The sequence below is a fragment of the Bradyrhizobium sp. S3.2.6 genome (assembly GCF_040546885.1).
GTDB lineage: Bacteria > Pseudomonadota > Alphaproteobacteria > Rhizobiales > Xanthobacteraceae > Bradyrhizobium > Bradyrhizobium cytisi.
Window position 1 is genome coordinate 387,217 of sequence record NZ_JBEPOS010000001.1, and the last position, 19,983, is coordinate 407,199.

General features: G+C 64.7%; 17 protein-coding genes. 3 read left to right on the plus strand and 14 right to left on the minus strand.

What is annotated here, in order from left to right:
- Positions 1-92 precede the first annotated feature (92 nt).
- Positions 93-2,258 carry a catalase/peroxidase HPI gene (gene katG, locus ABID58_RS01890; RefSeq protein ID WP_354031314.1) on the plus strand — a complete coding sequence of 722 codons (2,166 nt, stop codon included), beginning with the start codon at positions 93-95 and terminating at the stop codon, positions 2,256-2,258.
- A gap of 113 nt (positions 2,259-2,371) precedes the next feature.
- On the opposite strand, the gene pnp is transcribed toward katG, so the two are convergent.
- The 4 genes from pnp to rbfA form a co-directional block, all read right to left on the minus strand.
- The gene (gene pnp / locus ABID58_RS01895) at positions 2,372-4,528 is read right to left on the minus strand and encodes a polyribonucleotide nucleotidyltransferase (protein ID WP_354031315.1); all 2,157 of its coding nucleotides are present in this window, start codon (positions 4,526-4,528) and stop codon (positions 2,372-2,374) included.
- Between the two features lie 376 nt (positions 4,529-4,904).
- Complete coding sequence (rpsO, locus tag ABID58_RS01900) at positions 4,905-5,174, minus strand: 30S ribosomal protein S15 (protein ID WP_148750934.1); 270 nt, start codon at positions 5,172-5,174, stop codon at positions 4,905-4,907.
- Between the two features lie 2 nt (positions 5,175-5,176).
- Positions 5,177-6,289, minus strand: coding sequence for a tRNA pseudouridine(55) synthase TruB (truB, locus tag ABID58_RS01905; protein ID WP_354031316.1), 1,113 nt, complete (start codon positions 6,287-6,289; stop codon positions 5,177-5,179).
- Complete coding sequence (gene rbfA / locus ABID58_RS01910) at positions 6,286-6,663, minus strand: 30S ribosome-binding factor RbfA (RefSeq protein ID WP_354031664.1); 378 nt, start codon at positions 6,661-6,663, stop codon at positions 6,286-6,288. The genes truB and rbfA overlap by 4 nt, the downstream gene beginning before the upstream one ends.
- Between rbfA and ABID58_RS01915 the strand changes: the two genes are divergently transcribed.
- Positions 6,580-6,864, plus strand: a complete 285-nt coding sequence (locus tag ABID58_RS01915; RefSeq protein ID WP_354031680.1) for a hypothetical protein — start codon at positions 6,580-6,582, stop codon at positions 6,862-6,864. The genes rbfA and ABID58_RS01915 overlap by 84 nt on opposite strands.
- Positions 6,865-6,873: 9 nt before the next feature.
- On the opposite strand, the gene infB is transcribed toward ABID58_RS01915, so the two are convergent.
- The 4 genes from infB to rimP form a co-directional block, all read right to left on the minus strand.
- On the minus strand, positions 6,874-9,552 hold the full coding sequence (infB, locus tag ABID58_RS01920) for a translation initiation factor IF-2 (RefSeq protein ID WP_148750931.1): 2,679 nt from the start codon (positions 9,550-9,552) through the stop codon (positions 6,874-6,876).
- Between the two features lie 70 nt (positions 9,553-9,622).
- Entirely contained in the window at positions 9,623-10,306 is a 684-nt protein-coding gene (locus tag ABID58_RS01925) for an RNA-binding protein (protein ID WP_354031317.1), read from the minus strand.
- 23 nt (positions 10,307-10,329) lie between these two features.
- On the minus strand, positions 10,330-11,940 hold the full coding sequence (gene nusA / locus ABID58_RS01930; RefSeq protein WP_354031318.1) for a transcription termination factor NusA: 1,611 nt from the start codon (positions 11,938-11,940) through the stop codon (positions 10,330-10,332).
- 2 nt (positions 11,941-11,942) lie between these two features.
- Entirely contained in the window at positions 11,943-12,698 is a 756-nt protein-coding gene (gene rimP, locus ABID58_RS01935; RefSeq protein ID WP_354031319.1) for a ribosome maturation factor RimP, read from the minus strand.
- 368 nt (positions 12,699-13,066) lie between these two features.
- Between rimP and ABID58_RS01940 the strand changes: the two genes are divergently transcribed.
- Positions 13,067-14,149: a DUF2336 domain-containing protein gene (locus ABID58_RS01940; RefSeq protein ID WP_354031320.1), complete on the plus strand. Its 1,083-nt coding sequence runs from the start codon at positions 13,067-13,069 to the stop codon at positions 14,147-14,149.
- On the opposite strand, the gene trmB is transcribed toward ABID58_RS01940, so the two are convergent.
- The 6 genes from trmB to ybeY form a co-directional block, all read right to left on the minus strand.
- Positions 14,146-14,856, minus strand: coding sequence for a tRNA (guanosine(46)-N7)-methyltransferase TrmB (trmB, locus tag ABID58_RS01945; protein ID WP_354031321.1), 711 nt, complete (start codon positions 14,854-14,856; stop codon positions 14,146-14,148). The genes ABID58_RS01940 and trmB overlap by 4 nt on opposite strands.
- Positions 14,853-16,010 carry a M20 family metallopeptidase gene (locus tag ABID58_RS01950; protein ID WP_354031665.1) on the minus strand — a complete coding sequence of 386 codons (1,158 nt, stop codon included), beginning with the start codon at positions 16,008-16,010 and terminating at the stop codon, positions 14,853-14,855. The genes trmB and ABID58_RS01950 overlap by 4 nt, the downstream gene beginning before the upstream one ends.
- 85 nt (positions 16,011-16,095) lie before the next feature.
- Entirely contained in the window at positions 16,096-16,509 is a 414-nt protein-coding gene (locus ABID58_RS01955) for a helix-turn-helix domain-containing protein (RefSeq protein WP_148750925.1), read from the minus strand.
- 232 nt (positions 16,510-16,741) lie between these two features.
- A complete protein-coding gene (lnt, locus tag ABID58_RS01960) occupies positions 16,742-18,355 on the minus strand; it encodes an apolipoprotein N-acyltransferase (RefSeq protein ID WP_354031322.1) in 1,614 nt (537 codons plus the stop codon).
- Positions 18,352-19,470 (minus strand): hemolysin family protein, encoded by a 1,119-nt coding sequence (locus ABID58_RS01965; RefSeq protein ID WP_354031323.1) that lies wholly within the window; start codon positions 19,468-19,470, stop codon positions 18,352-18,354. The genes lnt and ABID58_RS01965 overlap by 4 nt, the downstream gene beginning before the upstream one ends.
- A 1-nt stretch (position 19,471) precedes the next feature.
- Entirely contained in the window at positions 19,472-19,960 is a 489-nt protein-coding gene (gene ybeY, locus ABID58_RS01970) for an rRNA maturation RNase YbeY (protein ID WP_354031324.1), read from the minus strand.
- Positions 19,961-19,983: the final 23 nt, after the last annotated feature.

Below are 19,983 nucleotides of genomic sequence, written 5' to 3' on the forward strand. Positions count from 1 at the left end.
TCATTAAAGTCAACTTCCCCTGATCGAACGCGGCGCTTAGAGTGGTTCTACCTGGTCAAAGGCGCCGTCGGACGCCACCAGAGGAGGTAATCATGGACGACACTTCGAAGTGCCCGTTTTCGGGCGGAAAACGCGCGCCATCCAACCGCGACTGGTGGCCAACTCAGCTCAGCATCGAGATGCTGCACAAGAATTCCGGCCTCTCCGATCCCATGGGCAAGGAATTCGACTACGCCAAGGAATTCAAGACGCTCGACCTGAACGCGGTCATCAAGGACCTGACCGCTCTGATGACGGACTCGCAGGAATGGTGGCCGGCCGACTTCGGTCATTACGGCGGCCTCATGATCCGCATGGCCTGGCACAGCGCCGGCACCTATCGCATCACCGACGGCCGCGGCGGCGCCGGTGCCGGTCAGCAGCGTTTCGCCCCGCTCAACAGCTGGCCTGACAACGCCAACCTCGACAAGGCGCGCCGGCTGCTCTGGCCGATCAAGCAGAAATACGGCCGCAAGATTTCCTGGGCCGATTTGATGGTGCTCGCGGGCAACGTCGCGCTGGAGTCGATGGGCTTCAAGACGTTCGGCTTTGCCGGTGGTCGCGCCGACGTGTGGGAGCCGGAGGAGCTCTATTGGGGTCCCGAAGGCACGTGGCTGGGCGATGAGCGCTACAGCGGCGAACGCCAGCTCGCCGAACCGCTCGGCGCGGTGCAGATGGGTCTCATCTACGTCAATCCGGAAGGCCCGAACGGCAAGCCGGATCCGGTCGCCGCGGCCAAGGACATCCGTGAGACCTTCTTCCGCATGGCGATGAACGACGAGGAAACCGTCGCGCTGATCGCGGGCGGCCACTCTTTCGGCAAGACCCATGGCGCCGGCGATCCGTCGCTGGTCGGACCGGAGCCGGAAGCCGGCGCGCTGGAAGATCAGGGCCTCGGCTGGAAGAGCAAGCACGCGTCGGGTCTCGCGGGTGATTCCATCACCAGCGGTCTCGAGGTGACCTGGACCAAGACGCCGACGAAGTGGAGCAACAACTTCTTCGAGAACCTGTTCAAGTTCGAATGGGAGCTGACGAAGAGCCCGGGTGGTGCGAACCAGTGGACGGCCAAGGGTGCCGACGCGATCATTCCGGACGCGTACGACAAGTCGAAGAAGCATCGGCCGACCATGCTGACCACCGACCTCTCGCTGCGCATGGATCCGGCCTACGAGAAGATCTCGCGCCGCTTCCTCGAAAATCCCGATCAGTTCGCCGACGCGTTCGCCCGCGCCTGGTTCAAGCTCACCCACCGCGACATGGGTCCGATCCAGCGCTACCTCGGCCCGCTGGTGCCGAAGGAGACGCTGATCTGGCAGGATCCGATCCCGAAGGTCGACCACGAGCTGGTCAGCGATCAGGATATCGCCTCGCTGAAAACCAGGATCCTGGCCTCGGGCCTCTCGGTGCCGGAGCTGGTCTCGACCGCCTGGGCGTCGGCTTCGACGTTCCGCGGCTCCGACAAGCGCGGCGGCGCCAACGGCGCGCGCATTCGCCTCGCGCCGCAGAAGGACTGGGAGGTGAACCAGCCGGCCCAGCTCTCCAAGGTGCTCGGCAAGCTCGAAGCGATCCAGAAAGACTTCAACGCGTCATCAGGCGCCAAGAAGGTCTCGATCGCCGACCTGATCGTGCTTGGTGGCACCGCCGCGGTCGAGAAGGCCGCCAAGGATGCTGGCGTCGACGTCAAGGTCGCGTTCACGCCGGGCCGCATGGATGCTTCGCAGGAGCAGACCGATGCCGCTTCGTTTGCTCCGCTGGAGCCGCGAGCCGATGGGTTCCGCAACTACGTCGGCAAGCGGCAACAGTTCCTGCAGCAGGAAGAAGCCCTGGTCGATCGCGCGCAGCTTCTGAAGCTGACCGGACCCGAGATGACGGTGCTCGTCGGCGGCCTGCGCGTGCTCGGTGCCAATGCGGGCGGTTCGAAGAACGGCGTCTTGACCTCGAAGGTGGGCACGCTGACCAACGACTTCTTCGTCAACCTGCTCGACATGGGCACGCAGTGGACGCCGGCTGCTGACGGTACCTACGAAGCCCGCGACCGCAAGACCAATGCGGTGAAGTGGACCGGCACGCGTGTCGATCTCATCTTCGGCGCGCACTCGCAGCTTCGTGCCTACGCCGAGGTCTATGCCACGTCCGACTCCAAGGAGCAGTTCGTGAAGGACTTCGCCAAGGCCTGGACCAAGGTGATGAACCTCGACCGGTTCGACATCGCGGCCTGAGTTGCTGCACCTCTCTCGCAAGCGGGAGAGGGAGCGCAGCTCTCCCGGAGCGAACACAAACAAAAAGGGCGGCCTCTCGGCCGCCCTTCGTGTTTCCGATGGTGGAGCGAGACTTACTCGCCGGCCGCTTCGCGCGGGGCCTTCTCGCCGTCGCCGCCCTTGCCTTCGAGGTCTTCGCCGGTGGTCTGGTCGACGACCTTCATCGAGAGGCGGGTCTTGCCGCGATCGTCGAAGCCGAGCAGCTTGACCTTGACCTTGTCGCCTTCCTTGACGACGTCGGAGGTCTTCTGCACGCGCGCCGAGGCGAGCTGGCTGATGTGGACGAGGCCGTCCTTGGAGCCGAAGAAGTTCACGAAGGCGCCGAACTCCATCACCTTGACGACAGTGCCGTCATAGATCTGGCCGACTTCCGGATCGGATGCGATCGACTTGATCCACTTGATCGCGGCCTTCATCGCCTCGCCATCGGAGGAGGCGACCTTCACGGTGCCGTCGTCCTCGATGTTGACCTTGGCGCCGGTCTTCTCGACGATCTCGCGGATCACCTTGCCGCCGGTGCCGATCACTTCGCGGATCTTGTCGGTGGCGATCTTGAAGGTCTCGATGCGCGGCGCGTATTCGCCGAGCTCTGCGCGGGCGTTGGTGAGCGCCTTGGCCATCTCGCCGAGGATGTGGATACGCCCATCCTTGGCCTGGCCGAGCGCGACCTTCATGATCTCCTCGGTGATGCCCTCGATCTTGATGTCCATCTGGAGCGAGGTGATGCCCACTTCCGTGCCGGCGACCTTGAAGTCCATGTCGCCGAGATGGTCCTCGTCACCGAGAATGTCCGAGAGAACGGCGAAGCGCTTGTCTTCGAGGATCAGGCCCATCGCGATGCCCGCGGTCGGCCGCTTCAACGGCACGCCAGCGTCCATCAGCGCGAGCGAGGCGCCGCACACCGAAGCCATCGACGAGGAGCCGTTGGACTCGGTGATCTCGGAGACCACGCGGATCGTGTACGGGAACTCGTGATGCGGCGGCAGCACCGGGTGGATGGCGCGCCAGGCGAGCTTGCCGTGGCCGATCTCGCGGCGCTTGGTGCCGCCGAGGCGGCCGGTCTCACCCACCGAGTAGGGAGGGAAGTTGTAGTGCAGCAGGAACGTCTCCTTGTACGTTCCCGCCAGCGCGTCGATATACTGCTCGTCCTCGCCGGTGCCGAGCGTGGTCACGACCAGGCCCTGGGTCTCGCCGCGGGTGAACAGCGCCGAGCCATGGGCGCGGGGCAGCACGCCGACCTCGGCAATGATGTTGCGAACGGTCTTTGAGTCACGGCCGTCGATGCGCTTGCCGGTGTCGAGGATGTTCCAGCGAACGATCTTCGCCTCGAGCTCCTTGAACACGGCGCCGATGCGCAGCTTGTCGTATTTCGGCTCCTGCCCTTCGGGGAAGTAGTGGGCGATCACCTTTTCCTTGACCTTGCCGACCGCGGCGTAGCGATCCTGCTTGACCGGAATGGCGTAGGCGGCGCGCAGCTCCTGCTCGACGAGGCCGAGCATTTCCTTCTCGAGCGCGGCATTGTCGATGACGGTGACTTCGCGCGGCTCCTTGGCGGCTTTCTCGGCGAGCTCGATGATCGCGTTGATGACCGGCTGGAAGTGGCGGTGACCGAACATCACGGCGCCGAGCATGATGTCTTCGTTCAGCTCCTTGGCTTCCGATTCCACCATCAGCACGGCGTCGGCGGTGCCGGCGACGACCAGGTCGAGCTGGGTGTCGACCATCTCGTCGAGCGTCGGGTTGAGGATGAACTCGTCATTGGCGAAGCCGACACGGGCAGCGCCGATCGGGCCCTTGAAGGGGGCGCCGGACAGGGTCAGCGCGGCCGAGGACGCCACCAGCGCGACGATGTCGGGATCGTTCTCCATATCGTGCGACAGCACGGTGACGATCACCTGGGTCTCGTTGCGCCAGCCGTCGACGAACAGCGGACGGATCGGACGGTCGATCAGGCGGGAGACCAGCGTCTCCTTTTCGGTCGGACGGCCCTCGCGCTTGAAATAGCCGCCGGGAATGCGGCCCGCTGCGTAGGTCTTTTCCTGGTAGTCGACGGTCAGCGGCAGGAAGTCGACGCCTTCACGCGGCGACTTCGCGGCGACGACGGTGGCGAGCACCACGGTCTCGCCATAGGTGGCGACGACGGCGCCGTCGGCCTGGCGTGCGATCTTGCCGGTTTCGAGCTTGAGAGGGCGTCCGCCCCAGTCGATCTCGACGGAATGCTTATTGAACATAGAGGTCTTCTTTCATGGGTTCTCGAAAGAAGGGACGGCTCGAAAAACAAAAACCATGTCAAGATTGCAGGACGCTGATCGGAGCGGGCGATCAGCGTCCTGCGATCCTGCCATGGTTTTCGGATGTCGGATGGCGTCCATCCTTTCGGGTCATACGGGCACCTTGCCCGTTGCGCCCAGCCGCCGGATTGCTGCTGGACTGTCAGTCGGCACGCTCGCGAACACCGGACCGCGGTCTTCGTTCATCATGCCCCGATGCGAAGCAGCATTGGCCCGCACCGGACGTACGCGTGAGCCTCGATCAAAAACCTTGAAATAAGCGCTTTCGCTCGAAATCACGCGCAAAAACGCGCGCCGGTGGCGCGCGCAAGAACTCTTAACGACGAATGTTGTGCTTCTCGAGCAGCGCCTTGTAACGCGCCTCGTCCCGCTTCTTGAGATAGTCGAGGAGCGAACGGCGAGTCGAGACCAGCTTCAAGAGACCGCGACGCGAATGGTTGTCCTTCACGTGGGTCTTGAAATGGTTGGTCAGGTTGGTGATGCGTTCCGACAGGATCGCGACCTGAACCTCTGGCGAGCCGGTGTCGCCGGCCTTGTTGGCATTCGTCTTGATGACTTCCGCTTTGCGTTCTGCGGCAATCGACATCGTCAATTTCTCTCGTTGCGACCGGTTGAGGCAGTCAAGCCGGTCAGGTTGAACACACGCTTGGGGATGATTTCGCCATTGCCAACTTCAGCAAGCGCCAAAAGACGGCCTGCTACCGTGACATAGACTGTGCCGCTACTAGTGGGCGCATCCCGTCCGCGCAACAAAACGGCCTGGCCCCGATGGAGCCTTGCCGCATCAGCCCGAGTGACGGCCAGTGCCGGGATGTCGTCCAGCGCGGTCTCAACGGGCATCAGCGCGTCGGCGAGGCTTCCCTCGCCGGACGCGGCTCTATCGCATAAAGCCTCAAGCTGATCCAGCGGAATCATGTCGTTTTCGCCAAACGGGCCGACCAGGGTCCGCCGCAGCGCGCAGATATGGCCGAAAGTGCCGAGAATCCGGCCCATGTCGCGGGCGAGCGCGCGGACATAGGTTCCCTTGCCACACTCGGCCTCGAACACGGCCCGATCGCTATCTGGCTGATCCACAAGGGTTAAATGGTGAATCTCGACCGGGCGGGGCGCCAGCTCCACGACCTGGCCGTCGCGTGCCAGATCGTAGGCCCGCTCGCCCTGGACCTTGATCGCCGAATAGCGCGGCGGGACCTGCTCGATCACACCGGTGAAGCGGGGCAGCAGGGCTTCGATGGCCTCGCGGGTCGGGCGCTGGTCCGAGGTCGCGGTGACCTTGCCTTCGATATCGTCCGTGTCGCGCTCCTCACCCCAGCACACTGTGAAGCGGTAGCGCTTGCGACCGTCCATGACGAAGGGAACCGTCTTGGTGGCTTCGCCGAGCGCAATTGGAAGACCGCCGGAGGCGAGCGGGTCGAGCGTGCCGGCGTGGCCTGCGCGCTTGGCGTTGAACAGACGCTTGAGCACGGCAACGGCCTGCGTCGAGGTCATCCCGATCGGCTTGTCGAGCACGACCCAGCCGTGCACGTCGCGCCGGTCGCGGCGCGGCTGATTGCCCTTCTGCTTGCCCGCGCGCGGATCGTTATTGACGCGACGCGCTTCCTGATGCGGCTGAGCATCGGCATCTGCAAAATTATTTTTCTGCAGGTCGCGCGTATCGGCCTCTTCGCTGCCGATCGTGCTGTGAGCCGGGTCCATCATCATTGTTCTTCTTCCCGATCCGAGTCCGGATCCTGTTCCAGGTCCTTCTGCACCGCAGGTGTTCGCAAAAGCTTCTCGATCCGTTCCGCTTCGTCGAATCGCTCGTCGACGCGGAAGCGAAGGTCAGGTGCAAATTTCAGGTTAACGCGCCGCGCGACTTCGCCGCGCAGGAATTTCTTGTTGCGATCGAGCGCAGCGATGACGAGCTCGGTGTCGCGGCCACCAAGCGGCATCACGTAAATTGTCGCGAGCTTCAGGTCGGGCGACATCCGCACCTCCGGCACGGTGATGATGTGACCTTCGAGGTCCGCATCATGCACACCGCCTTGCGCCAGAATCTCGGCTATCGCGTGGCGAACCTGCTCGCCGACGCGCAGCTGACGCTGCGAGCCGCCGGGCGCGGAACTTTTCTTCTGATGATGGCGCGGCATCGTCGAAAATCACCTCGTCGTGCCCGCGTTTGGGACACGAGCATTGTCATTTGTCCTGTTGGAACGAATGAGGCGTGGATGGCCGGAAAAAATCCGGCCATCTCACTCCCGCAATTTCAGCTCAAAAAGATCCGGCCGCTTCGGTAAGATTTGGACTTACAGGGAGCGCTGGATCGTCTCCACGCGATAACACTCGATCACGTCACCGGCACGCATGTCGTGATAGTTTTCGAAGGCCATGCCGCATTCCTGACCGGACTGGACTTCCTTCACTTCGTCCTTGAAGCGCTTCAGCGTCGACAGCTTGCCTTCGTGCACGACGACGTTGTCGCGGATCAGGCGCACATTGGCGCCGCGTTCCACGGTGCCGTCGGTGACGCGGCAGCCGGCAACCTTGCCGACCTTGGAGATGTTGAAGATCTCCAGGATCGAAGCATTGCCCAGCATGGTCTCGCGCAAGGTCGGCGCGAGCAGGCCGCTCATCGCCTTCTTCACGTCGTCCACGAGGTCGTAGATGATGTTGTAGTAGCGGATCTCGATGCCGTTGCGCTTGGCGGCCGCAGCCGCCTCCTTGTTCGCACGAACCGAGAAGCCGATGATCGCGGCGTTGAATCCTTCGGCGAGCGTCACGTCGGATTCCGAGATGCCGCCGACGCCTGCATGCAGGATGCGGGCGGCGACTTCGTCGGTGCCGAGCTTTTCCAGCGAGCCGAGGATCGCTTCCAGCGAGCCCTGCACGTCGGCCTTGATGATCAGCGGGAATTCCTTGCGACCCGCCGTCTTCAACTGCGACATCATCTGCTCGAGCGAGCCGCGCATGCCGGAGATCGAGGCCGCCGCGTTCTCGCGCTTCTGGTGCGCGCGGTAGCTGGTGACCTGACGGGCGCGGGCTTCGTTCTCGACCACCGCGAGACGATCACCGGCTTCCGGCGGACCGTTGAAGCCGAGCACCTCGACCGGCACCGACGGACCGGCTTCCTGCACCGTCTCGCCCTGGTCCGAGATCAGCGCGCGGACGCGACCCATCTCGGCGCCGGCGACGATGATGTCGCCGACCCGGAGCGTGCCGCGCTGGACCAGCACGGTCGCGACCGGACCACGGCCGCGGTCGAGCTTGGCCTCGATCACGGTGCCTTCGGCCGGACGCTCCGAATTGGTCTTCAGGTCGAGGATGTCGGCCTGGAGCGCGATCATCTCGAGCAGCTTGTCGAGATTGGTCTTGTTCTTGGCGGACACTTCGACGTCGACGACGTCGCCGCCGAACGATTCCACCTGCACTTCGTGCTGGAGCAGCTCGGTGCGCACGCGCTCGGGCCTGGCATCGGGCTTGTCGATCTTGTTGATGGCAACGATGATCGGCACCCGCGCCGCCTTGGCGTGGTTGATGGCTTCGACGGTCTGCGGCATGACGCCGTCATCGGCCGCGACCACCAGCACGACGATGTCGGTGACCTTGGCGCCGCGGGCGCGCATCGCGGTGAACGCGGCGTGGCCGGGCGTGTCGATGAAGGTGATCTTCTTGCCGCTCTCGGGCGACAGCACCTGATAGGCGCCGATGTGCTGGGTGATGCCGCCGGCTTCGCCGGACACCACGTTGGCATGGCGGAGCGCGTCGAGCAGCGAGGTCTTGCCGTGGTCGACGTGGCCCATCACGGTCACTACAGGCGACCGCGTCTCGGTGTCGGAGGAATCGTCGACCTGGTCGAACAGGCCTTCTTCGACGTCGGACGCGGCGACACGCTTGACGGTATGGCCGAGCTCTTCGGCGATCAGCTGCGCGGTGTCGGCGTCGATCACGTCGGTGATCTTGTGCATCGCGCCCTGCTTCATCAGCATGCGGATGACATCGACCGCGCGCTCGGCCATGCGGTTGGCGAGTTCCTGGATGGTGATCGCTTCGGGAATGATCACCTCGCGGATCAGCTTCTCCTTCGGCTCATTCGAGACGTGGCCCTTCAGGCGCTGGGTGCGGCGGCGGAACGAGGCGATCGAGCGCTCGCGCACCTCGTCGGCGTTGAGCGCCGTGACGACGGTCAGGCGGCCGCGCTCCTTCTGCGGGCCAGGTTTATGGGTCGGCTTGGGCGCCACCACAGGACGCGCGGCGCCGCCGGGACCGCGACGGATCTGGCGCGGACCGTCATCTTCGTCCGGTCCGGCCGCAACACCGGGCGCACGAGCTGCCGGGATGCCCGGTCGCGTCGTGGTCGTTGCCGGGCGAGTGGTCGCCGTCGCTCCCGGTCGCGTCGTGGTCGGCGCGGAGCGCGGAGCGCTGGTCGCCGGGGTGGCCGCTGCGGGACGCGCGGCAGCCGGCTGCTCGCCTTCGCCAAAGCGCTTCTTGGCTTCGGTCTCGGCCTTGCGCTTGGCCTCGTCCTCGTGACGGTGGCGCTCTTCCTCGGCCTTGCGGCGGGATTCGGCGGCGTCGCGCTCGGCGCGCTCGGCGGCCTCGCGAACCGTGCGGCGCTGGGCCTCTTCCTCGGCCTGCCGGCGCTCTTCGACTTCGCGAACCTTGGCGTCAGCGAGCGCGCTGGCACGGGCGGAGCGTTCGTCCTCGGTCAGCGTACGCAGCACCACGCCGGAGCCGGCGTTGCGCGGCGGCGCCGGGCGTGAAGGGGCGGGCGCAGGCGCGGCGGGCGCCGGCTTCGCGACAACCGTCGGGGCCTGCGGCTCAGGGCTGCCGTCGATGCGGCGCTTGCCGCGCTTCTCGACCACGACCTGCTTGCTGCGGCCATGGCTGAAGCTCTGGCGGACAGTGCCCGTTTCGACGCGCGGCTTGAGCGATAGCGTCTTGCTCGGAACGCTCAGCTTCTTGTCGTCTGGGGTCTTGGTATCAACCATTCAGCAGTCCTAATCCTGATTTATCAGTGTTGTGCGTTGCCGCACCGTCTTATCGGGTTCGTCGTTATCTTCAGAAATCCTGGCCGGGCTTTTCGGCAATCTTGTCAGCGTCCGCCATCCGGTATCGGACCAGCATCTGGCTACGTGACAGGAATGACTTGCTCGCCGGGCCCGCGAGCAGGGCAGCATGTATCACATTTGACCGGGTAAGTGCCAAATCCAATTCTACCGATTTCAGGGCCGTGACGACCGGAATCTGAGGCTTGGCACCGCGATTTCCGGCATTTTGACGTGCCAGCATGTCCAATTTGCGGATTCCGTCCGCGGCCCCGTCGCTGGCGTGGATCAGGACCTCGACAGTGCCTTCCCGCAGGGCGCTTTCGACCTTGCCGAAACCTGCAACGATCTGGCCCGCCTTGGCGGCAATCCCAAGGGCTTCGGTCACGCTTCGAACCAGGAGCGCATCGATGTCGTCGGGAAGCGTCTGGGGAATGCGCAGGTCGCGCTTGAAGGCTCTGGTAAATTGGTGACGACGGACGGCTTCCGCAACCACCTGTCGCGATGCCGTGACCCACATGCCCCGTCCGGGCAATTTGCGCTTGAGATCGGGAACTATGTCGCCTTGCGGCGATATGACGAAGCGGATCAGCTCGTCGATCGGCCGGACCTCGCGGCTGACAGCGCACATGCGCATGGTCGCGGACCTTTCGGTCCGCGGTCCATGGTCGAGTTCGTTGTCAGTGCTGGCAAGCATCCGGGCGACATCCTCCTTCGCCTTTAAGCCGGCTGATCTTCGGTCGCCTCAGCCTCTTCGGCCGGCTTGGCGAGGTCAGACTCGGTGATCCAGCCGGCCTGAACGCGGGCCTGCATGATCATGGCTTCCGCATCGTCGCGGGAGACGCCGAGGCCGTCGAGCGCGCCGGCGAACTTGGTCTGCTCGCCGCCTTCCTTGCGCTCGGTCCAGCCGACCAGATCGTCAGTGGCGCAGCCGGCGAGGTCATCGACCGACTTGATGTCGTTCTCGCCGAACTTCACCAGCATCTTCGAGGTGACGCCGGGCACGTCCTTCACGGCGTCCTCGACGCCGAGTTCCTTGCGGCGGGCCTCGATCTCGGCTTCCTGCTGATCGAGATATTCGCGGGCGCGGTTCTGGAGCTCCTGCGCGGTCTCTTCGTCGAAACCCTCGATCCCGGCAAGTTCCTTGAGGTCCACCATCGCGAGCTCCTCGACCGAGGTGAAGCCTTCGGACGCGAGCAGCTGGCCGACCACCTCGTCGACATTGAGCGATTCCATGAAGACGCGGGTGGAGTTCTCGAAGTCGGCCTGGCGGCGCTCCGATTCCTCCTGCTCGGTCAGGATGTCGATGTCCCAGCCGGTGAGCTGCGAGGCAAGGCGGACATTCTGGCCGCGGCGGCCGATGGCGAGCGAAAGCTGGTTGTTGGTGTCGGGCACCACGACCTCGATGCGCTCGCGGTCCTCGTCGATGACGACCTTGGAGACTTCAGCCGGCGCCAGCGCGTTGACCACGAAGGTCGCGATGTCGGGCGACCAGGGAATGATGTCGATCTTCTCGCCCTGCAATTCGTTCACGACGGCCTGCACGCGCGAGCCGCGCATACCAACGCAGGCGCCGACCGGATCGACCGAGGAATCGCGGGAAATCACGCCGATTTTCGCGCGCGAGCCCGGATCGCGGGCGACCGCCTTGATCTCGACGATGCCGTCATAGATCTCAGGCACTTCCTGCGCGAACAGTTTTGCCATGAACTGCGGATGGGTGCGGGACAGGAAGATCTGCGGACCGCGGGTCTCGCGGCGGACGTCGAAGATATAGGCGCGGACGCGGTCGCCGTTGCGGAACACTTCGCGCGGCAGCATCTCGTCGCGGCGGATGATGGCTTCGCCGCGGCCGAGATCGACGATCACGCTGCCATATTCGACGCGCTTGACGACGCCGTTGACGATGTCGCCGATGCGGTCCTTGAATTCCTGGTATTGCCGGTCGCGCTCGGCCTCGCGCACCTTCTGCACGATCACCTGCTTGGCCGACTGCGCGGCGATGCGGCCGTATTCGAGCGGCGGCAGGGTGTCGGCGATGGTGTCGCCGACCTGGGCGCCGGGGTTGGCGCGCTGCGCGTCGACCAGCGAGATCTGGTTGGAGTGGTTTTCGACCGTGTCGACCACCAGCATATGGCGCGACAGCCGCAGCTCGCCCTTCTTCGGGTCGATCTCGGCGTGAACGTCAGTCTCGCTGCCGTAACGGGCTCGCGCCGCCTTGGCGATGGCATCCTCCATCGCCGCGATGACGATGCCGCGATCGATCGATTTCTCGCGGGCGACGGCGTCGGCGATCTGGAGCAATTCAAGTCGATTGGCGCTGACTGCCATGGCTAGTCTCCTTCGTCAGGCTCGATCTCGCCGCGCCGCGCGCGTTCGGCGGCAAGGCGATGTTTCTTCGTATTGGTCGGGGCCGGCTTCTTTTTCGGCTTGGTGTTCTTGGTGGTCTTCGCACTGATCTCTGCGTGCGGTGCCTGCGGCGGCGCGATGCCGAGATCGCGGCGCATCTTGCGCTCCTCGGCCTTGCCGCGGCGCATGGATTCCGCGATCAGCTCATCGGTCAGCACCAGCCGCGCCTCGCCGATATCCTCCATGGTCAGGAGCACGTCGACATCCTCGTTCGGCTTGGCGTCGTCGCGACGCAGGTGCACGCGGTCGCCTTCGACGGCACCGAGCGTGCCACGGAACCGCTTGCGTCCCTCATGGGCGACCGCCATCTCGATCTTCACCAGATAGCCGGAATAGCGCTCGAAATCGGAGCGGCGCACCAGCGGACGGTCGATCCCTGGTGAGGAGATTTCCAGCCGATAGGCGCGATCGATGGGGTCGGCGACGTCAAGCACGGGCGACAATGCCCGCGAGATCGCTTCGCAATCCTCGAGCTGCATCGAGCCGTCCGGCCGCTCGGCCATGATCTGCACGGTGCAGCCGGCTTCGCCGGAAATGCGGATCCGTACCAGGCGGTAACCCATGCCTTCGAGCACCGGCGCTGCGACCGCAGACACCCGCGCCGCCGCGCCCGGCTCGACCACGAGCCTCGGCTCGGCCAGCAACTCGGCCTCGTTGGAACCAGTGTTCGGTTCGGTCATATCAGGGGTCAAGGCGCTCGATAGTCTCGATGGTTAAGGCTTGGTTAAAACGTCAAAGCCCGCTTCGGAACTTTCCCGACACTCCGTCGGGCCGGCATCTTCCGCCAAGCCGCGTTCAGGTAATAAAAAAGAGCGGGTCCTTTCGGGCCCACTCTCACTACGCGGATCGTATGAGAAGATGAATTGGCGCTGATATAGCCCTTTCCGCCCGCCCGGACAAGGCCCATCGCAGCGGGATGCGGGCTTTTTGCGCCCCGGCAGGCCCCCGCGGGCAACGCTTCCTTCATGAAGCGGGCCTAAATTTCCCGGTTGTGGGGCGGCTTGAGCCTATGGCGCGCCCACGGCGTGCCAGATTCGAGTTGCGTTCCATGACCGTTGCCACGTCGCTCATTCCCGGACTGGACGATATCGTCAAACGCGGTGATCCCCGGCGTCGTGGCGAGATCGCGAGCGCCATCGCCGCACTGTTCTTTCAGGACGCGTCAAAACTCCGTCCCGAGCTCGTCGATCTCTTCGACAATCTCCTGATCGATCTCGTCCCGCACGCCGAGCTTGCCTCGCGCGTCGATCTCGCCGAGCGCTTCTCGCTGCTTGATAATGCGCCGCCTCATCTGGTCGGCCAGCTCGCGCGTGAAAACGAAATCCTGGTGGCGGGCCCGGTACTGCGCCGTTCGCCTGTGCTCGATGAAGCCGCGCTCGTCGAGATCGCGCGACTGAAGGGCCAGGGCCATCTGCTGGCGATGACGGAACGGCCGACCCTGTCGCCTGAGATCACCGACGTGCTGGTCGAGCGCGGCGATCGCGACGTCGTGCGTCGTGCCGCCGGTAACGCCGGTGCGATCTTTTCGTCGGGTGGATATTCGGAGCTGATCAAGCGCGCGCGCCAGGATGGCGTGCTGACGCTCAAGATCGGCCAGCGCGAAGATCTCTCCGGCGAGCACCTCAAAGAGCTCCTGGACGGCACGCTCGATGTCATTCGCCGTCGCCTCTCCAGCGTGGTCAATCCGACGCGCCAGGTCGAGATCAAGCGCGCCATGGCTTCGATCGAGGAAGCCGCGCTGCCGCCCGGCCTGCGGCGCGATTTCTCCGCTGCGCAACGCACGGTGCTTGGCCTGCATCGCGGCGGCCATCTCGGCGAAAGCGCGCTGCTTGGCTTTGCCAAGGCGAACAAATACGAGGAATCGGTCGCCACACTCTCGGCGATGGCCGGCGTCAGGCTTACGATGCTCGATCGCCTGATTGCGGGCGACCGCTACGATCCGATCCTGATCCTCGGCCGTGTCCTGAATCTCGGCTGGCCCACGGTGCGCGCGCTGGTCCTGATGTGGTACGGGCCGCATCGCATGCCGGCCGATGCCGATCTGGAGCAGGCGCGGATAAATTTCACGCGTCTGATGCCAGCGACCGCCGAGCGCGTCGTGAATTTCTGGCGCAACCGGCGAACGATCTAGCTTTTGCGAAATCGCAAATACGCCGCCTTGCGCCCTTCGCGCGCGGCTTTTCGTCCATAGCGCGTCATGGTGTAGCCGGCCCAGGGCTGACGAAAATCATCGGCGCGTTCCGCAAGCCACTGAAAATCCGGCGCGCGCGCAAGATGCGACAGCGTCCAGGCGCAGTAGTCGTCGATATCGCAGACGAAACGGAATTCACCGCCTACCTTCAGCACGCGCGCCATCGCGACGATCGTCCGGTCCTGAACGAAGCGCCGCTTCCAGTGTCGCCGCTTCGGCCAGGGATCGGGGTGGATCAGATCGATCCGCGACAGCGACGCGTCCGGCAGCCAGGCCAGCAGTTCGGCGGCATCGCCGGCAAACAGGCGGATGTTGGCGATGTTGGCGGTCTCGATCTGCGCGAGGATCTTTGCCATGCCGTTGACATAGGGCTCGCAGCCGATGAAGCCCGTCGTCGTGAAGTTCTGCGCTTCCGCGGCGAGATGCTCGCCGCCGCCGAAGCCGATCTCGAGCCGTACGTCTTTGGTTGCGGGACCGAAGATCTCGGCGACGCTCGCCGGCCTCTGCGTCGTGATGTCGAGCGAAAGATGCGGCAGCAGATGATCGACCAGCTCGGCCTGGTGCTGCCTGAGCTTGTGGCCCTTGCGCCGCCCGAAGAAGGCGCGCTCGCCGTCCGCACGATCGGGATCTGATTTGCGCTCGCTCATCGCAGTGTCTGGTACAGGCGATGGAGCAGCCGCGCGCGCGGTTCGAGCGAGGAGACGTAGAGCTGCTCATAATGGGTGTGTGCGCCCTTGCCGTCGACGCCGAGCCCGTCAAGCGTGCCGGTATGCGGCGCAGTGAAATTGCCGTCGGAGCCGCCGCCGGTGTGGGTGTCGATCAGCTCGAAGCCGATCTCTGCGGCCAGCGTCTTGGCGTGCTCGTACAGCGACGCGCCCGCGTTGCCCTTCTCGTAAGGAGGACGGTTGAGCTCGCCGGTGACGGTGACGGTCACGCCGTCGGTCCTCGATGTCAGTCCGAGGATCCTGCCGGCGAACTCCTCCGCATCGTTGATACCGGGCACGCGCAAATCGACTTCGGCATAGGCCTCTTCCGGCGTGACGTTGGGCCGCGTGCCGCCGCGCACCACGCCGACGTTGACGGTGACGCCGCGCTTCAGATCGTTCATCCCTTCCAGCGTCTGGATGACGATGGCGAGCTCGCGCACTGCGCTGCGGCCGTCTTCGGGCCGCGAGCCGGCATGTGCGGGCACGCCCTTGATGTAAATCTTGAATCGCCCGACGCCCTTGCGTCCGGTGACGATCTTGCCGCCGTCGCGCGCCGGCTCCGTCACCAGCACGTATCTGGCCTTGCGCCCTTCCGCCTCGATGAGCCCGCGCGAGGTCGGGCTGCCGATCTCCTCGTCGGAGGTGAACAGGTGGGTGATGCCGAGCGGCGGACGATCGGGCGCAACGCAAAGCTCGCGAAAGGCATGATAGGCGATGTAGGCACCGCCCTTCATGTCGTAGATGCCGGGACCGAACGCGCTGTCGCCCTCGACCTTGAAAGGCAGACGTTCGATGAAGCCCATGGGATGAACGGTGTCGAGATGGCTGAGCACCAGGATACCGGGCCGGTCCTGGCCCCAGGTCGAACGCACCACGAGATGATCGCCGTAGCCATCGACGCCGGCGACGCGTTCGAGCGTGACAGGCAGGTCGCGATAGTGGTCGGCAACCATCGAGGTCAGCTTGTTGACCTGCTCGGGCACTTCCGTCGGCGTCTCGATCTCGACCCAGCGGCGGATACCAGCGAGAATAGTTTGGGAATCGAACGAATTGGAGCTCGCCATGAAAATATCTGTACCTTCGAATCGCATCATCTCGGCGGAGGCGATGCAAAGCGCAACCGCAAATGACGACATAGGCCAGATTTGGCGCAGTCTCAAACTGGAATGAGTTGGCGCGTCAGCGCTTGTCCGGGCCTTCGCGGGCGGCGATCTGCTCGACGAGATCGACGATCGAACGGCGCAGCTTCGAATCGGTGATTCGGGTGAACGCCTTGGTCAGCGCGAGCCCTTCCGAGGTCGCGAGGAAGTCGGAGACATAAGAGGGCGATGCACCTTCCGCGAAGCCATCGGGGCCGGCGACGCCGCTCGGTCCGCCCTCGAAAAGGAACGACACCGGCACCTGCAGAATCTCGGCGATCTGCTGGATTCGGCTTGCGCCGACCCTGTTCGTGCCCTTCTCGTACTTCTGAACCTGCTGGAAAGTCAGCCCCAAAGCTTCACCGAGCTTTTCCTGACTCATGCCCAACATGATGCGGCGCATACGCACGCGACTGCCGACATATTTGTCAACAGGGTTGGGCGCTTTCGACATTTCCTCAGCCCTCCAAACACCACCGTCGGCGCAATAGAAGTATTGCCTCAGGTGACAGCGACGCCAAAATTTCACCCTGATTGGGGAAACATTGCGGAGAAATTTAGCAATGCACCGCTGTCTTATGCAGCGGGTGCAGAATGGGGAGCCCGCCTGCAGTCTGTCAACCGTGGGACTACGGTTGTCAAAGGTTTCCGGCCACGTCGACCGAAAACCGCTGGCGACGGTGTGATCACGGGTGCCGTTTGGCAACACGTCGCCGTACCGCCAGAATTACAGCCAGCGCGACGAGCATGGCTGCGGGGATGTCGCCGACTCTCGCATAGATAGTGGGCGGGATTGCGGTGGGCAGACTTGCATCCAAAATGCCTTCGATGCCGAGACCGAGGCTGGCCACTGTGCGGCCCATCGGATCGATCACTGCCGATACGCCGGTATTTGCGGAGCGGACCAGCGGCAGTCCGAGCTCGATGGCGCGCATCCGCGCCTGCTCCAGATGCTGGTACGGACCGGTCGAGATGCCGAACCAGCCGTCATTGGTAAGGTTCACCATCCAGCCCGGGCGCTCATCGCGCGTCCCGACTTCGCCGGGGAAGATCGCCTCGTAGCAGATCAATGGCAGCGCGGGCGGTGCGCCCGGCACCGGCAGCACGTGCCGCACCGTGCCGGGAATGAAGCCGCCGCGCATCCGCGTCAGTTGCTCGAAGCCGATCTTCTCCATCAAACCCTGGTAGGGAAGAAATTCGCCGAACGGAACGAGGTGCAGCTTGTCGTAGACCGCCAGCACGCTGCCGTCGTGGTCGATCACGTAGATCGAATTGTAGGCCCGCGTGATCGGCGTGCCCGGCGGCAGATCGGGAGCGCGGACCGATCCGGTGATCAGCACCGTGCCCTTGGGCAGCAGTTCGGCGATTTGCGCCATCGCGTCGGCTTCGCGGGTCAGGAAGAACGGAAAGGCGGATTCCGGCCAGATCAAGATCGTGGCGGCGCTCACGCCGGTTGATTGCGGTCCGGAGGCGCGGTCCGACAGCGCGAGATATTTCTTCATCACCTCCGCCTTGGCGGAGTAGTTGAATTTTTGGTCCTGCTGGAGGTTTGGCTGCATCAGGCGCAGCCTGGCACCCGCAACCATCGTGGTCGGATGCAGCGACATGCGGATGGCGCCGAAGATGCCCATGACGACCAGCAGCGCAATGGCCCCGGCCGGCACGCGCCAGGCCAGGCTGCGGTCGCGCGTGCGGTCGATCAGCACCGCGGGGCTTGCGAAGATCGCAACCGTGAGGAACGTCATGCCCCACTGGCCGATCAGCGAGGCCGTCTGCGCCAGCGCCAACGGCTCCGACAGCGCATAGCCGAATGCGTTCCAGGGAAAGCCGGTTAGCACGTGCCCGCGCAACCATTCGCCGACCGTGAGGCTCGCGGCGAGCGCGAGAATCCGGGTGGCATCCTTGGTCCAGAGCAGGCGGGCCAGCGCGAAACCGATCGCCGCGAAAATGGAGAGATAGGCCGGCAAGCCCAGCACGGCGAACGGCGTCAGCCAGGCGAACACATCGGCATCGACGAAGAAGGCGTAGCCGATCCAGTAGAGACCGGGCACGAAATAGCCGAGCCCGAACCAGTAGCCGGTCAGCGCTGCGGCGGGGACGCCGCCATACCGTCCGGCCCCGGCGCCATCGATCAGCCAGACCATCACGGGGAAGGTGACGAACAGCACCGGCCAGGCGTTGAACGGGGCCAGCGCCAGCACCGACAGCGCACCGCACGCCATCGCAAGCAGCGCGCGCTTCCACCCCCAGGTCAGGATGATGGCAAGCGCAATTTGCCGAAGTCGCTGGAATGCGCTCACTGCGGGCCGGTCCCGTCGCCAGGCGGCGGGGTCGGCGTGTCGCCCGACTGCGGCTGACCGTTCTCCGGCGCGGCCTCGCGGCGGCGGGTCTCGCGCTGGGTGCGCGGCGCGGGGCGTTCCTTCCGCGTCGAGATGCGCAGCCGCTTGACGCGGCGCGGATCGGCATCGAGCACCTCGACCTCGTAATTGCCGGGGCCCGAGATCACCTCGCCGCGCACCGGCAGGCGCCCGACGAAGCTGACGAGATAGCCGCCCAGCGTCTCCACCTCCTCGCCGGCCTCGCCGGTGACGAAGTCCTCGCCGATCACGGTGCGCACGTCGTCGAGGCTGGCGCGGGCATCGGCGATGAAAGCGTTGTCGGGCAGCCGTACGATCGACGGCGGCTCGTCGCTGTCGTGCTCGTCGTCGATTTCGCCGACGATCTGCTCGACGATGTCCTCGAGCGAAACCAGCCCGTCACTGCCGCCATATTCGTCGACGACCAGCGCCAGGTGAATGCGCGTCGCCTGCATCTGCGCGAGCAGGTCGATTGCCCGCATCGACGGCGGCACATAGAGCAGCTTGCGGATGATGCGCGCGTCGTGCAGCGGCAGCGCGAGGTCGACGGCGCGCAAATCGAGCCCGGCCGGCAGCGGCTTCTTGCGCTTGGTCTTGGTGGCCTGCGGCACGCGCGCACGCGCTGTCATGAAAGCGAGCAAATCGCGGATGTGGACGATGCCGACGGGATCGTCGAGCGTCTCGTTGTAGACCACGAGGCGTGAATGGCCCGCGCTCTCGAAGCGGTCCATCAATTCGCCGAGCGGGATGTCGCGCTTCACCGCGATGATGTCGGCGCGATGCACCATGACGTCGGCGATGCGGCGCTCGTGCAGGCCGAGGATGTTGCGCAGCATGGTGCGCTCGACCGCGGAGAAGCCGGTGTCGTCGGGCGTCGTCGCATCGAGCACGACCTGGAGATCGTCGCGCACCGAGCCGGCCTTCCAGCCGAACAGCGTGCGGATGGCACGCAGCAGCCAGCCGTCCGCCGTCGGGCGCATGACCTCGCCGGGCGCGACCACGGCCGGCAGGTTGGCCGTGTTGCGCGGATTGTCGTGAATAGGCTCTGAATCCGGCATCTCAGTGCGTCCCTGCGCGGTCTGCATAGGGATCGGGGATGCCGAGGTGAGCCAGAATCTCGGTTTCGAGCGCTTCCATTTCTTCCGCGTCGCCGTCGTTCTCGTGATCGTAGCCGATCAAGTGCAGGAAACCATGCACGGCGAGATGACTCAAATGATGATCGAGTGGCTTATGTTCCTCGTCCGCCTCGCGCCGCATGGTCTCGTAGGCGATCGCGATGTCGCCGAGCATGCGCGGCGCATCGCCCGGCTTCCATTCGCCTTCCGGCTGGAGCGCGGGGAACGACAGCACGTTGGTCGGCTTATCGATGCCGCGCCAGTTGCCGTTGAGCGTGCGGATGCCGGCATCATCGGTCAGCATCACGGCCACTTCTGCGTCGGCGACATCTTCGTCGACGGATGCGGCGGCAGCCGCGACGGCGCGCTGGATCACGGTTTCGGCGTCAGGCTCGCCCTGCCAGCAATCGGCGACGACGAGGACCTCAGTCATGGGAAGGTTGGGATGTGACATGG